Consider the following 13,692-nt stretch of genomic DNA (forward strand, 5'->3'; position numbering starts at 1 on the left):
TAGATCCAATAAACTCAGGGAAGTGATTAAATGAAATCCATTACTTATATTGCACCTCATAAAACTGCGTTCACTGTTGCTGTAGTTGTAGCGATCGCATCGCTAGTCATGATGATTCCGATGATACTGATGTTCGCACTCATACCTGTCGAGGCAGAGGGACAGGGTATGGCTTCGGTATTCTCTGTCATGATGATAGTGATGCCATTGATGCAGTTCGTGTTTGCGTACCTTATCGTGGCGGTGATGGCCTGGCTGTATAATCTGGTTGCCAGACGTACTGGTGGCATTAGCTATGAAAGCTCAGAACAGTAGCGGACACCAGCTGGGAATCGCAGATCTGGATGACTTGCTGCAGTCCCTGCAGCCAAGTCTCACAGGTACCGAGTTTGTATTCTGCAGTGTCTCCGGGTCCCTTTCTGAATACATCAGATTAGAACCTCTGGCCACGATTCGGGAGGAAGAGGGGCTGACTCTGGTACTGCCCCTGGCTATCGCAGAGCGTGAGAATTTTAAGGTTGGCAGCGTCTTTCGGCAGATTACGCTGACAGTGCATTCCAGTCTCGAGGCAGTTGGTCTGACTGCGGCTGTATCGCGCCTGCTGGCTGATCATGGGATTGCTGCAAACATACTGGCGGGCTATTATCACGATCATATTTTTGTGCCTCGCGACAAGGCTGACGTCGCCTTACGTTTACTCCAGCGCATTTAGCGCTACACAACTATGTCTATTCTTGTCTGGTTAATGGCCGCAATAAAGCTGGGAATGCCAATGGCAGCGCTGAGCTGGCTGATGTTTAACTGGTTATATGGTGCCGGCCAGCTCCCTCGTGATGCCGGGCACAAGGCGATTCGTGATCGCCTTGCGGAGCTAAAGAAGCATCACAAGACCAACAAAAGCCGCAGTGGCAATTACCTGTACAAGCAATGGCTGTTTTTTGGCGGCGGTTTCTACGGACTGGCGGTACTCTGGACATTGCTGGTGCTGGAGACTGGCGAGTTGATCAGTTTTATTGCCAACTTTGATCTCCCTGGGCTTTTTGCCAATGGCATTGTGGCGCTGATTGTCAATTTCATCGTGTCACAGGTTGGCAATATCGTTCAGGCGTTCATGTGGTTCGGCTACTGGCCCGATGGAAGGGGCGGCGAGCAGATTGTCGTCTGGGTGCTGGTTGCTTATGCGGGATATCTGTTTGGTATTCACCTGGCGCGAGAGACAGAAAGCCTGCATAGCCTTTCAGAACTGGTTCGGAGAGTCAGCCGTCGCAGGCAGCTTCGAGGCAAGGATGAGGACTAGTATGTATCACCCGATGTGGCACCTGCAAAGGTGTCCTTGTCGCCCTCAGTCGTTATAATTTTCCCCGTGAATAACAACGATCTCCCAAAGTGGCGCTCTTCCCGGTCACTGATGCGCAGCGTGCTGGGGCGCATCATGCTGGCAGCTGCCCTGGTTGTAGCCGGCCAGGCGCGTACTGGCGGGCGTTGTGCAAATGAACATTCCATTCCCTGAGTCCGCCCACGGTCGAGTTACGATCAGTGCCGGGCTTGCACGCGGTCACACGGACTGCGTAAATGCTGATCAGCTTGTCACTGAGGCCGACAGGCATTTATATGCTGCCAAACGGGCTGGACGCAACAGGTTAATCTCAGAACCGGTCTGACACGACTCGCCATCAATCCCTGCCTGTCATCCGAATGTGACGCGAAAGTCATAAAACCCTCATCTAATCGTCACCGACTGGTCATAGTCTGGGCGTAGGCTGCCTGTTTTTAAATCAACAATCACAAGCAGCCCCTGGAGAGATTTTTATGTCCACCGGTCATTTCAAGCGTCGTTCCACCAGGCTTTGTTTTGGCATTTTCCTTGCCATAAACAGCGCCACCCTTGTTTTCGCCCAGGGTGGTGATGGCGCCGTTTTTGGTCGTATTGCCGAGGCCGCCAGCGGTCGCTCACTGGAAGGTGCAATCGTCACTGTAGCGGACGAGAGGTTCCGTGATTTTACTGATGCCAGTGGTCGATTCTCGATTGCAGACGTGCCTCCTGGCACCTATCCTGTCACCATCACATACGTTGGCCTTGCGCCAGTGGAAAGTACCATCACTGTTTCTGCCGACCAGGTCGCTACCCTGAATGTGTCTATGGAGCGCAGCGACGCCATCGAGACCATCACTGTACGCGCGGCCCGCACCGGTATCGATCGTGCCATTAATGAGCAGAAAACCGCAGCCGGTATCGTCAATGTGGTCTCCGAGGAGATGTTCGGTGCCATGCTGGATGGCAATATCGGTCAGGCTATGCAACGTCTGCCAGGCCTCAGTGTGGATCTTGCCCAGGACGGCTCGCACGGTGGCATCAACATCCGTGGTGTGTCCGGTGAGTTCAACTCTGTGCAGATGGATGGCAATCGTGTTCCGTCCTCTGGCAGCAGCAATACCTTTGATCCCCGGCAGCTGGCTGCTGATGGTGTTACCAAGATTGAAGTGATCAAGTCGCCAACACCGGACCGTGACGGTGATGCGGTAGGCGGTATCGTCAATCTGCTATCGCGAAGTGCGTTTCAGCGTACGGGTCGCGAAATGAGTGTTGATATCGGAGCACAACTGAATGAAGAGCCCGGCAATTGGGGGCACAGCGGCAAATTCTCATTCTCTGATATTTTCAGCGTTGGGGATGAGCAAAACAATCTGGGTATCAGCTTTACATTGAGCACCTATGATACTGATCGCTATTCGCGCAATGCCGACCAGGACTGGGTGCGTGTGACACCTGAAACTAACCCGCAGTTAAATCTCGGCGGATATAACGAGCCAGTGTGGTTCATGGAGTCCACACACTTTGAACACGACACGCGCACGACTGAGACGCATACGCTGAGTGGTTCTATTGATTTTCGTGTAGGCAGCAATCACGAGTTCTATGTGCGACCGATGGTCAGCACATTTTCTCGCCAGGGCACAAAATACGAAACCGATATCGATATCGACACTGCGTTCGGCAATAGTCTAAGCGGCGACAAAACCTACGCCGAACTGACTCCCACTTATGGTCGTGGCACGGTGGATAGCGAAGCGTCTCGCGGCTGGATCGGCACGCTGGAAGATCAGGACAACGACCTGTTCTCACTGTCTGTTGGTGCAAAACATGAATACGATGCAGACTTGTTGACCTATGATGTTTCCTACTCTCGAAACAAAAGCCAGATACATGACGACAGTGAATTGAACATGCTGATGGAGCCGGATGATCCCTGGTTCATCTTTGAGTATGAAGTGTTTGATCCCAACGGTGACATCCGCGTTGATGTGGTCAATGGTGTGGATTCCACAGATCTTAGCCTGATGACTGAAGGCGAACTGGAAGATGTGTTCGGTAGCAAGGAAGATGAAGTATTGAGCGGTCGCATCGACTGGCAGCGTGAAATGACACTGGCCAGTGGTTCGTTTACCTTCAAGACTGGTGCCAAGTATCGCCGTAGTTCGCAGTTCCGCGATATGACGGTTGATCTGTATGAAATGGATGATGCTTTCCCTTATGCGGATGTGCTGATTCCGACCAATGAGGTCATCTTCCGCAAGCCCAAGTACTTTGATGTGCAACCACAGATCGGCCTGGCCATGCTGCAAAGCAATCCGGAACTGTTTGAGTTTGTCGAAGACGACTCACTGGAGGACAGCAACGTTGAAGATTACGATGCCACTGAAACTGTCTCGGCCGCGTATCTGATGGGTACCTATGAAACAGGAATTCACACAGTGATTGCTGGCGTGCGTTACGAGCGCTACGAATGGGACAACCAGAATAAAATCGTCAGCTACCTTAACGATGAGCCTTCCGTGACACCAGGCACTAGTGGAGACAGTCATGGCTTCTGGTTGCCAGGGGTTCACTTCCGTCACGCGCTTACTGACAACCTTATCCTGCGTGAAAGCTACAATCGCAGCTATGCGCGACCGCGCCTGACTGAGCTGTCTCGTGGGCGCTGGGTTGATGACGACGGTAATATAGAAGATGGCAACGCCAATCTTCAGCCAGCGCTTTCGGATAATTTTGATGTCCAGCTTGAGTACTACACCGATCGCGGTGGTCTGTATTCGGTAGGTGTGTTCTACAAGGATATCGAGGACTTTACCTACACCGAAACTTACGACTTTGACACGCTGGGCAGTAATGGTATTCCGGTGCCAGCGGAAAACGGCGATCTGGAATACGAGCGTCCAGTCAATGGCTCATCTGCTACCAACTACGGTCTGGAGTTGATTGCCCGACAGAATCTGTTTTTCCTCCCTGGTGCACTGCAGGGGCTGAGCATCGCTGCCAGTACCACACTGACTGAAAGTGACGCGACCTATCCAAATCGTACGGACAACCGCGATCTGCCACTGGAAGGATTTTCAGAGTTGCTGTACACGTTCACTCTGGACTATGCCTGGGGCAATCTTAGTGCGCGACTGGACTATACCTACCGTGATGACTACATCGAAGGACTGGGCAGCGATATCGAAAGTGACGAGTTCTACGCGGCTGAAGATCGCGTGGATGCTGAACTGCAGTATCGCTTCTCAGACAATCTGCAGGCCTTTCTCACCGGCAGCAACCTGACTGATGAGCCTCAGGTCTCCTATCAGGGCTACCGTCCGTTTGTTGAGGATGCCAGTTTTTCTGGCCGTAAGTACACCATGGGTGTGCGTTACGAGTTCTGATAGTCGCAGCTTGAGAGATCAGCCTTGATCCGTCATCAAGAAAGCAGCGCCCATGGCTGGGCGCTGCTTACTTGATTTGGCTGATCAGGGATTGACTGAATACTTGGTGAATGCACCGCCAGCCTGACTCAATGAGTTGGGTCCTTCCGCAGCATAGACATTGCCATCTGCATCGACTGCCACACCTTCACCTGCTGTGCCCTGATACACACGGTCTTCTCGCTCAAATGGTGGGATGAATCCAGTCACATGATCGTGATCGATATGGCCGATACGGACACCATTACGCCAGCCAACGTGGTTGGTCGGGCTTGATTCGGAATCAATCGCGTAAAGCATGTCGTCATCGGTGATAAAAATACCACTGACCCGACTGAACATGTATCGGGACTCCAGGTAGTTGCCATCCTGGTCGAATATCTCGAGTCGATGATTGCCGCGATCCGCCACCCACAATCGGCCCTGGGAATCAAAATCCAGCGCATGTGGCGTGCGGAATTCTCCGTGGCGAACCCCAATCTGTCCCCATTGTTTGATGAACGTGCCATCGGGCGCAAACTTCATGACACGTGCTGTCTGACCATTGGCTCTGCCTTCGGCCATGGCCTGGTTGGTGGTCATACCCTGGCCGCTATGTCCATCGGACACATAGATGCTGCCATCAGGACCAACCACCACGTCGTTTGGCTGGTTAAAGTGCTGGCCATCCTTGCCTGTCTGTCCGGGCGTACCCAGGCTCATCAGCAATTCCCCAGCAGGGCTGAATTTATGCACCTGCTGGCCTTTAGTACCTTCATCGTTGGTAGCGAAGTCTGTAACCCAGACATTGCCATCATCGTCAACGTGAATACCATGCGGCGTTACCATGATGCCCCCGCCAAAGTTGGCAAGAACTTCACCGGTGTGGCGATCAAATTTAAAAATGGGATCGACCGGATTGGTATGGCAGTTGACCGGCACACCTGACCCGAAACTGCCGGCCCCGCAGCGCTCGTAGGCCCAGATGTTTCCGTCAAAGGGGTCAATGTCCACGCCTGCGGTAGACCCCCATTCGCGCCCGGCAGGTAACTCACCCCAGTTGCGCGTCAGCACAGGATTGGGGTTGGGCAGACCTTCGCCAGTGATTGCATTGTCATAACTAGTGCTGAGATTGGTGCAGCCGGTGAGTAGGGCCAGTGCCAGACCGGCGCCCGCAAGGCCCGGCTTGATGGGGTTTGTCATGGGTGCTCCTTGTTATTATCGTGTCCTGCATTGATTGGGTGGGGTACTGCCATGAAGTCCCAAGCATACTATCCCCGGTGTACGGGTCAACCCAATCGTGTCAATGGCGCCCTGTTGAGGAATGTTCCAGGGCCCATAGCAACAGTCGCTGCTCCAGCCTGTCCATTATGCTATGTGGCTTTTCCAGACCCATCCGTCGCAACAGTGGCTGCCAGTGCGGACGATTCGCTGGTCGCATCAAAGCCGCTGCGATGGTTTGCCATTTGCCAGCAGTAGTATCGGTCGCGGACTTGAGCGTCTGCAGCGCTCGACTTAGCTCCAGCTCTTCATCGGTGAAATCATGACCAAACGGGTAGGGTGGGAACAGGCCTTCCAGGGATTGATCTTCAGCAAGTGCCTTGATTGCCTCAGGAGTATTACCCTGCCAATGTGGTGGTGGGGTAAAGTCAGCGTGAATCTTGCCAGCGTCTTTGGCCTTTTGCAGCAGTTCACTCTGAAATTGCGCATCGGCCAGGCCGATCAGCCGGGTATAGACATCCTGCTCGGGTTGGCCGCGCAGATCAGCAATGCCGTATTCGGTGATGACAATGTCGCGCAGGTGCCTTGGAATTGTGCAGTGAGCGTAGTTGAACAGGATATTTGAAACTGTTTTTCCTTTGTGCTGCCTGGTACTGCGCAGTGTGATGATGGATCGTGCGCCGGGTAACTCATGCGCCATCGCAACAAAATTGTATTGACCACCGACGCCAGAAATAATGCGACCATCTTCAAGTGCGTCGGAAATAACCGCGCCATTTAATGTGCACATCATGGCGGAATTTATGAACCGGCCATGTTCGCGCTGCGACACCTTCAGCCGCTGATCTCCCAGGCGATGATCGAAAAGATCGTTGATGAAGTTGACGCTGGTCATGCAGATTTTCTCACGCAGCTCATCAGGAAGCTCGCGCAGACGCTGATAAAAACGACGGGTACCCAGAAAAAAACCGCCATGCATTAGCGTGGAGCCGGCGTCATCAGATTCACGGCTGGCGACTTCACGTTTCAGTACACCTGCATCAAGCAGATCGAAAAATCCCTCCGTCATCATTTCGCTGCAGCCATAGAGACCTGCCGTGAAAGCTTGACTGCTGCCGACGTCGCAGGCAAAGGGGAAGCGCTGGTCGACCTCTAGAGTCTGGTATAACTGCAGCCACTGCTGATTATTACTGTGCCGCTGGATCGTCTGGTAAATGAGACCTGTCCCCAGTGAGCCTATACCCAGCTGCAGAGTGCCACCATCGCGCAGCAGGGTGCTGGCGTAAAAACCGATGAGATGATCCTGGGCACTGAGTGCCATATTGGGTACAGAAAAAAGGGGATAGTCATACTGCGGCGAGTCAATTACAACATCGAACTGATCCTGGTTGACCAGAGCATCACGGGACATGAACGGAAGCTCGCGGTTTGTTTCAGCGACCAATGCGGTCGGCGTGCCATCCCGGGCGCGCTGTTTAAGCATGGGAATCAGGTCCAGTGTCAGGTCTGGATTGCCACTCAGACTGAATGCCTCGGAATCGCCTGATGGGTCGGGTGACACCAGTTGCGCAATTACGTTCATGCCCTGTGCCATCAGGTCGCGGACCGCGTGAGTGTAATTAGTACACACGTAATCACGTTGTTGCTGCGGCTGATCAACAAAGTTGCCCGCCTGGAAAAAGAATTCGGACACCCTGACATTGTCCGGCAGCTTGCCCGTGGCAGCGTCGCGCGCATATTCCAGTTCGGGAATGTCACCATAAAGACGCTCTAAAAAAGGTTCGAGAAAGCGGCGCTCCATGGATGAGGACGCTTTCGGTGCCTGTAGCGAGAGACCGGTGACAATATGCAGGGAGATGCTGGAGTCACGGCATGCGCGTTGATAGATGGCGTTGGCAAAATGCAGGGGTTTGCCAATGCCCAGTGGCAGCCCGAGCACGACGCGATGCCCAACGCGTTCCAGGACTGCGTCGACAGCGGCCTCGGCATCTTGTGACCATTGGGGCCTTGCTGATGTCATTCCGTGCTCCCGTGTTGAATAAGCCGACTGGCCAGTAGCCGATATTGACTGGTTTGGAGTATCTTTGCGTCTGTATTAAGAACTATAACAATGAGGAAAGAGGGATGTCTGCCCTGATACACAAAACTTTGAAGCTAATCTCTATTATTCTGCTGACGGTTGGTAGCGCGGCTATCTTTGCCCAGGAGGATAGCGGGCTGGTATCCACCCTTCGCCCTGTACTTCGTTATCCTCCTTCACTAGAGAACCAGGATGAGGAGGGCATGGTGCTTGTACGATATATGGTTGATCAGGAGGGCAAGGTTTTTGAGCCAAGCATCTATCGGTCGACAGGCCACCCCGCCTTTCAGGAGGAAGCGTTAAAGGCAGTAGCATCCAGTCGTTGGAGGCCGGCGGTAAAAGATGGCCAGCCAGTGATGAACGCAGCGTTTTACTTGGCGATTTTCTACGACACAGATGAGGATCCTTCCGTTAATTTTGCATTTCGGCGTCGCTATGATGCGGTGGTAGCCGCCATTGCAGATGACAATCAGCAACAGGCGGCGCAGTTGTTGGAAGAACTTGAGAATTACCCCGTTGCTACTAACTTTGAGCACGTGCTTCTGAATCTCACTCGTTACAGCTATTACAGAAGATACGGCGGTAGTGAGCTGCAACTTATGCAATACCTGGATGCGGCATTGTTTTTTGAGTCCAGCTACCGGTCGCGCAGTTCAATGGAGCTGGCTGCTGAGTCCATGCCAGTTGATGTTCTTGCCACGGCACGTCGGAATTTGTTCATGCTTCAGGTCAACAATCGCCGCTATGTCGAGGCACTGAAGACTTATGAGTTAATGCTGGAGGGAGGGCAGGATGTGAGTGAGTTCGAGACGGCGTCGGATCGTATCCTTGCACTCACCCGGGATGATTCCGCTTATGCAGTCGCAGATGTAGTGCCGGATAGCGGCTCGTGGAATATTATGCTAGCCAAGCGAGGCTTCTACGTTGAAAGCCCTGACGGTGGCATCACGGAAATCAAACTGCGATGTCTTCATAACATACAGACTTTTCAATTTAGCGAAGGTGCGGAATACCGGATTCCCGCATCCTGGGCCAACTGCAGCCTGGAAATAAAAGGAAACCCTGGCGCTCAGATTCACCTGGAACAGTTCGGCTGATCCTCCTAATTCGCATTGCCGCAATGGATATGTTACACAGTGAGCGTAGGATTAATGAAGTAAGGAGGTGTTATGAGCAACTTGCTGCAAAAGAGTTGGGAAAGTCACCGCAATCGTTTAAATGCCTTTGCAGGCTTGATTCTGAGTGTCGGTCTAGCCGGTTGCGCCTCGTCCAGTGACGACCTTGAGGCGCCATCCTATGCCACCATGTGGGACAACGACAGCTATCGTGTTATTTGTACCGGCGTAGACAATCGTGACGTCTATGTGCGCTACAATGCCATGGACACGTTTTATAACGAAGATGGTACTGCCAAGACGCGTGATGAGTTCTGCCGTGAGAACGCAGCAGGAGCCAGATCGCGATAATATGCAATGTTTGAATTGATAATTCTGCGGCTCAGCCAGAGCATCTTTTGCTCTGGCTGAGTCTGAATCATTAGCCTGAAAACTAGAACTGATACCGCGTCGTCAGCAGGGCAGTGCGACCGTAGGTATTGTAGCCGTCGACGACCTGATAGTCCCTGTCAAACAGATTGCCGATCTTGAGCTGCAAACGCAGATCATCAATCAGTTGATACTCCATCACAAGATCAAAAACGGCATTGCTGTCTACCGAAGACGTGCCAAATGTCACTGGATCAACGTCCTTCTGTTTGCCGCGCAGATGCCAGTCCAGTCCCACTTCAAGCTTCTGGAAACTTCGTGAAATACCGGCGCTAAGGGTTTGATTGGGTCGGCGCAACAGCTCCTGACCCGTATCGCGGTTCTCGTGATCCAGCAGTGTCAGCGCCGCATTGGCCTGCCAGCCCAACCATTCGCCCTGAAGGCTGAGTTCCAGTCCGTTGATCAGAGCGCGTTCAACATTTGCTAATGTTGTAAAGCTCGCGTCGGTTGCGATGAGGTTTTTGATTTCATTTCTGAAAGCATTGACGGACCAGTTCATGCTGGAATTTGCGCCACGCAGGCCAAGCTCAATGTTGCGTGACGTCTCAGGCTGCAGATCGGGATTTCCATAGAAGAAAAACGCCGGGAAATCGACGTAAAGATCTACCAGTGTCGGGGCCTTGAACGCCGTACTGTAGGATGCCCAGAGCTGCATCGTTGCACCCAGGTCTGTGCCTATTGCAGCTTTGCCAGTTGTCTCGCCTCCGAATTGTTCATTGTCATCGTAGCGCAGTGAAAATGTTGTGTGCAGGCTGTTGCTGTCGCGCGGGAATTCACTGTGAATGACGGCGAATGCGGCACTGTTGTCGCGACTGGTGTCGCTTTGTGTCGCTCCGCTGGACAGATACAGCAGCTCTTCTGACTCAAAGTCAGCACCCAACACCAAAGCATGTTCACCAAGCTCAATATGGTTTTGCCAATTGAAGGAGTCCCGCTCTGTGCGGCTTTGCGAGCCAAACGTACTCCGGTTGATGCTCTCATCCTCGAAACGCGCGAGCTGTACATCACTTTGCCATTGCTCTGTGACCGGCAGGCTCAGTCCGACGCTGGCGGACTGGGCATCGCTGTTATTGATACCGCCGTCATAGACCAGCTCAGATTCCGTCCAATAATAACCACCTCTCAGTGTGGCGCCGCCGGTAAATTCGTGGGCGATTGAAACGTCGGCAGCGTCATTGTCATAAGCGCTACGACGGGCGCTCGGCGTTGGCGTGTGGATGGGACGAATGCCATCAGTCTCATGATGGGCAATGTTGAGTGACAACGATGTGTTGTTGACTCGGGTATTGATACTGCCATTGGTGTTTAAGGTAGATTCCGTGCCTGCTGCGACACTGACACTACCATGCAGCCCCTGGTCAACGGATCGATTGGCTGCCTGCTTGGTGAAAATCTGAATAACACCACCAATCGCATCGGCGCCATACAGGCTTGACTGTGGTCCGCGCACGATCTCAATGCGCTCAATTTGCGCGACCGGAATATTCTCCAACCTGGCGAATCCTTCGCTGGCGGTGTTGGCCTTGACCCCATCAATCAGTATCAGCGTGTGATCAGAATTGGTACCACGCATAAACAGGCTGGTCTGTGTCCCCTGGCCGCCGGTGCGCGCCATCTGGATGCCCGGTGAGCCGCTCAGCAGATCAAACAGGCTGAGTGCCTGCGAGGCTTCAATGTCTTCCAGCGTAAAAACGGTGCTGGCAGCAAGTGTTTCGTTCAGGGGCTGGTTCATGCGGTTGGCAGTGACTATCACTTCCTGAGTCTTTTGATCAGCGGACTCGTTAGCGGGAGTCTCCTGACTGGCAGAGGCGATTGTCGCAAGCGGCAGTGCGGTACACAGCAGACCAGCGTAACGCAAAAGCGCGGCAGCGCTGCGCGGCGATTGAATGGTAGCTGTGATGTCTTGAGGAGTCTTTTTAGGCGTGTTCTTGTAAATCATTGTGCAATCTCACCCGAGTGCGTCATGTGAAATCACGCAGGCAGAGATGGCGGCAACAGAAAGAACCACGGGCAGGCCGGGGGAAGCGTCTTTCCGCAGCACTGCCCTCCGCAGCGTGTCGTTGGCATCAGGCCGGTCTCCGGGCTTGCAAGTCATAATCGTTCGAAACAGAACGTTATCAAGCAGTATCGCCTTCCCGTCATTATCGCCGTCTGGCACTTTTGACAGTGGCATTGTGATACAGCTTACTTGCTTACCGTTGCGGGGGCAGCGTTGGCATAGACCTGATTGTGCGTCGCACCAACTTCCCGTTTAATTCCGGGGTCACTGAGGACCACGGAACACCTGAAGCGGCGCCAATGTTAGGTGAATGCGGCGCATTAGGCAAATTGAATCGTAGATGCACTGGCGCTGGCAGAGGCGTTAAGCTTGACGTCCATCCGGTTGGCATCGGAAACTGAATGTTCACCTATCTGTCGGAGAGAGCATGAAAAATAACAACATCTTAATGCATGGCGTGTCGCGATCAATCGCCCTGTTGGTGGGATTAATGGCTGCATCCACCGTCATGGCCCAGGACTGGGTGCCGTCGCGTTTCGGTGCCGATGATCGCATTGGAGCTGCCAATTTTCTGAATGATGAACTGGTGCTGCAGGCTGCAGAGCTGGTCAGTACGGGGAAAGTCTATTCACTGGGTGTGGAAACTGCCGAAAACTCCCCAGCTTACGGCAACCGCAGCTACAACATCGACATCGTCAGCGCTAACAGTCAGATTCCGGTCGGTGCCGATGTGGTCACTTCCAACGATGAACGTGTCAGCACCAGCTTTGGTATTGGTTCGCAACTTGATGGTCTCGGCCATCTTGGGATCGGCCACCAGTACTACAATGGCCTGACCACCGAGCAGATTGTTGCAGACGACGGTCTGTCGCAACTGGGCACCCATACAGTTCCGCCTATCGTGACACGCGGCATACTGCTGGACATGACAGAGCACTTTGGCGTCGATATGGTCACCGAGGGTACGGCGTTCAATCGTTCTGAAATCGAGGCGGCTGCGGCGGCACAGGGCATAGAGATACGCCAGGGCGATGTTGTGCTGTTTCACACTGGCTGGATGCGGCTGCTGGGTGTGGATGACCAGCGATTTATCTCTGCCCAGCCCGGTCCCGGAGTTGAAGGTGCGGAATATCTGGCCAGTCTGGGCGTTGTTGCCATAGGGGCGGATACCCCGGCTCTGGAGGTCATTCCCTTTGAAGACCCGGCCCGTGCTTTTGCGGTGCATCAGACGCTGCTTGCCAAGCAAGGTGTGTACATACTGGAAAGTATGAATACCGCGGAGCTTGCTGCGGATGGCGTGCAGGAGTTCATGTTTGTCCTGGGTCAGCCGCGCTTCAAAGGTGCTGTGCAGGTGGTGGTGAATCCGATCGCCATACGCTAAGCTGATCGTCATAACTTATTTGGAGAGACCTAGATGACCGCGAAATATTCAAGCCATCCGGCAATGTTCAAGAATAATCCGATTGGCTTTGTAATCTCAGTGTTGCTGATTCCGGTGTTTGGCGTCGGCATCCTCATTCTGCTGTGGTGGTATTTGCAGACCAAGGCAGCGCGACTGACAGTGACAGATACCGAGATCATTTATGAAACCGGGTTGCTGAACAAAGAACATTCGGAGGTCACTCTCAGCAGTATTCGCACGGTGCGTGTCAAACAAAGTTTCTTCGATCGTATATTTGGGGTGGGCACCATCGCTATCTACACAGCTGGAGATAACCCCGAGATCATCGCAAAGGGTATGCCCGATCCGAACAAAGTCAGAGAGCTGGTCTGATCATGAGAGCGCCTCTGGGTGAAACGGATAACAAAGATAAAAAGGAGTCGCGGCGTATTGCTGCTGTGCTGGTGTCATTGCTTATCGTGCTGGCCGTGGGTGTGCTGTTACTGCTGCCCAGTCTTTCTGATATTGTTGCGACGCAGCTGGCTCCGGGTGTGGGACTGCGCACCGCAGCAATCATTGCATTTTTTGTGTCGGTCGTACTGATGATAGTGTTTACACTGTCGTCTGGGGATGGACTGATCGGGGAAGTGCAGTTTGTGATGCCTGGCTTTTTGCTGTTTTTCCTCATTTTGTGGTTGATGATTGCCTGGATTTTCTAGGCCATTTCTCAGTCGATCATCATTAGCTC

At 53.1% G+C, this 13,692-nt stretch carries 14 protein-coding genes and 1 riboswitch; of the genes, 11 read left to right on the forward strand and 3 right to left on the reverse strand.

The genetic code is table 11. The annotated features are described in order from the left end of the window. The first annotated feature begins 30 nt into the window (after positions 1–30). The 6 genes from LVD14_RS09800 to LVD14_RS09820 all read left to right on the forward strand — a co-directional run bounded on the left by LVD14_RS09800 (position 31) and on the right by LVD14_RS09820 (position 4,701). Positions 31–315, forward strand: coding sequence for a hypothetical protein (locus tag LVD14_RS09800; RefSeq protein ID WP_237133905.1), 285 nt, complete (start codon positions 31–33; stop codon positions 313–315). Next, positions 296–712 carry an ACT domain-containing protein gene (locus LVD14_RS09805; RefSeq protein ID WP_237133906.1) on the forward strand — a complete coding sequence of 139 codons (417 nt, stop codon included), beginning with the start codon at positions 296–298 and terminating at the stop codon, positions 710–712. The genes LVD14_RS09800 and LVD14_RS09805 overlap by 20 nt, the downstream gene beginning before the upstream one ends. Before the next feature lie 33 nt (positions 713–745). Next, entirely contained in the window at positions 746–1,297 is a 552-nt protein-coding gene (locus LVD14_RS09810; RefSeq protein WP_237133907.1) for a hypothetical protein, read from the forward strand. A 66-nt stretch (positions 1,298–1,363) separates the two neighbouring features. Continuing rightward, positions 1,364–1,510: a hypothetical protein gene (locus LVD14_RS09815; RefSeq protein WP_237133908.1), complete on the forward strand. Its 147-nt coding sequence runs from the start codon at positions 1,364–1,366 to the stop codon at positions 1,508–1,510. After that, on the forward strand, positions 1,491–1,661 hold the full coding sequence (locus LVD14_RS15660) for a diguanylate cyclase domain-containing protein (RefSeq protein WP_411268274.1): 171 nt from the start codon (positions 1,491–1,493) through the stop codon (positions 1,659–1,661). The genes LVD14_RS09815 and LVD14_RS15660 overlap by 20 nt, the downstream gene beginning before the upstream one ends. A 148-nt stretch (positions 1,662–1,809) precedes the next feature. Continuing rightward, entirely contained in the window at positions 1,810–4,701 is a 2,892-nt protein-coding gene (locus tag LVD14_RS09820) for a TonB-dependent receptor (RefSeq protein ID WP_237133909.1), read from the forward strand. 84 nt (positions 4,702–4,785) lie between these two features. Here LVD14_RS09820 and LVD14_RS09825 read toward each other — a convergent pair whose 3' ends face one another. Both LVD14_RS09825 and LVD14_RS09830 read right to left on the reverse strand, forming a co-directional pair. Beyond that, positions 4,786–5,922 carry a peptidyl-alpha-hydroxyglycine alpha-amidating lyase family protein gene (locus LVD14_RS09825; RefSeq protein WP_237133910.1) on the reverse strand — a complete coding sequence of 379 codons (1,137 nt, stop codon included), beginning with the start codon at positions 5,920–5,922 and terminating at the stop codon, positions 4,786–4,788. Between the two features lie 100 nt (positions 5,923–6,022). Further along, entirely contained in the window at positions 6,023–7,960 is a 1,938-nt protein-coding gene (locus LVD14_RS09830) for an acetyl-CoA hydrolase/transferase C-terminal domain-containing protein (protein ID WP_237133911.1), read from the reverse strand. A 104-nt stretch (positions 7,961–8,064) separates the two neighbouring features. Between LVD14_RS09830 and LVD14_RS09835 the strand changes: the two genes are divergently transcribed. Both LVD14_RS09835 and LVD14_RS09840 read left to right on the forward strand, forming a co-directional pair. Then, a complete protein-coding gene (locus LVD14_RS09835; protein WP_237133912.1) occupies positions 8,065–9,117 on the forward strand; it encodes an energy transducer TonB in 1,053 nt (350 codons plus the stop codon). 72 nt (positions 9,118–9,189) lie between these two features. Further along, entirely contained in the window at positions 9,190–9,486 is a 297-nt protein-coding gene (locus LVD14_RS09840) for a hypothetical protein (RefSeq protein WP_237133913.1), read from the forward strand. 82 nt (positions 9,487–9,568) lie between these two features. Here LVD14_RS09840 and LVD14_RS09845 read toward each other — a convergent pair whose 3' ends face one another. Then, a complete protein-coding gene (locus tag LVD14_RS09845; RefSeq protein WP_237133914.1) occupies positions 9,569–11,503 on the reverse strand; it encodes a TonB-dependent receptor domain-containing protein in 1,935 nt (644 codons plus the stop codon). Between the two features lie 112 nt (positions 11,504–11,615). After that, a riboswitch (cobalamin riboswitch) is annotated at positions 11,616–11,867 on the reverse strand. Between the two features lie 123 nt (positions 11,868–11,990). Here LVD14_RS09845 and LVD14_RS09850 point away from each other — a divergent pair. The 3 genes from LVD14_RS09850 to LVD14_RS09860 are packed head-to-tail and all read left to right on the forward strand — an operon-like array spanning position 11,991 to position 13,663. Then, entirely contained in the window at positions 11,991–12,944 is a 954-nt protein-coding gene (locus LVD14_RS09850) for a cyclase family protein (protein WP_237133915.1), read from the forward strand. 33 nt (positions 12,945–12,977) lie between these two features. Further along, complete coding sequence (locus LVD14_RS09855; RefSeq protein ID WP_237133916.1) at positions 12,978–13,337, forward strand: PH domain-containing protein; 360 nt, start codon at positions 12,978–12,980, stop codon at positions 13,335–13,337. A gap of 2 nt (positions 13,338–13,339) precedes the next feature. Beyond that, complete coding sequence (locus tag LVD14_RS09860; RefSeq protein WP_317622712.1) at positions 13,340–13,663, forward strand: hypothetical protein; 324 nt, start codon at positions 13,340–13,342, stop codon at positions 13,661–13,663. Positions 13,664–13,692 lie beyond the last annotated feature (29 nt).

The sequence above is a fragment of the Pseudohongiella sp. O18 genome, from assembly GCF_021729085.1.
Lineage (GTDB): Bacteria > Pseudomonadota > Gammaproteobacteria > Pseudomonadales > Pseudohongiellaceae > Pseudohongiella.

What these genes read in the sequence shown, in the direction of transcription:
- LVD14_RS09845 (WP_237133914.1), bottom strand. Translation starts at nt 11,503, where the DNA reads ATGATTTACAAGAACACGCCTAAAAAGACTCCTCAAGACATCACAGCT.
- LVD14_RS09855 (WP_237133916.1), top strand. Translation starts at nt 12,978, where the DNA reads ATGACCGCGAAATATTCAAGCCATCCGGCAATGTTCAAGAATAATCCG.
- LVD14_RS09830 (WP_237133911.1), bottom strand. Translation starts at nt 7,960, where the DNA reads ATGACATCAGCAAGGCCCCAATGGTCACAAGATGCCGAGGCCGCTGTC.
- LVD14_RS15660 (WP_411268274.1), top strand. Translation starts at nt 1,491, where the DNA reads ATGAACATTCCATTCCCTGAGTCCGCCCACGGTCGAGTTACGATCAGT.
- LVD14_RS09835 (WP_237133912.1), top strand. Translation starts at nt 8,065, where the DNA reads ATGTCTGCCCTGATACACAAAACTTTGAAGCTAATCTCTATTATTCTG.
- LVD14_RS09860 (WP_317622712.1), top strand. Translation starts at nt 13,340, where the DNA reads ATGAGAGCGCCTCTGGGTGAAACGGATAACAAAGATAAAAAGGAGTCG.
- LVD14_RS09825 (WP_237133910.1), bottom strand. Translation starts at nt 5,922, where the DNA reads ATGACAAACCCCATCAAGCCGGGCCTTGCGGGCGCCGGTCTGGCACTG.
- LVD14_RS09840 (WP_237133913.1), top strand. Translation starts at nt 9,190, where the DNA reads ATGAGCAACTTGCTGCAAAAGAGTTGGGAAAGTCACCGCAATCGTTTA.
- LVD14_RS09810 (WP_237133907.1), top strand. Translation starts at nt 746, where the DNA reads ATGGCCGCAATAAAGCTGGGAATGCCAATGGCAGCGCTGAGCTGGCTG.
- LVD14_RS09800 (WP_237133905.1), top strand. Translation starts at nt 31, where the DNA reads ATGAAATCCATTACTTATATTGCACCTCATAAAACTGCGTTCACTGTT.
- LVD14_RS09805 (WP_237133906.1), top strand. Translation starts at nt 296, where the DNA reads ATGAAAGCTCAGAACAGTAGCGGACACCAGCTGGGAATCGCAGATCTG.
- LVD14_RS09820 (WP_237133909.1), top strand. Translation starts at nt 1,810, where the DNA reads ATGTCCACCGGTCATTTCAAGCGTCGTTCCACCAGGCTTTGTTTTGGC.
- LVD14_RS09850 (WP_237133915.1), top strand. Translation starts at nt 11,991, where the DNA reads ATGAAAAATAACAACATCTTAATGCATGGCGTGTCGCGATCAATCGCC.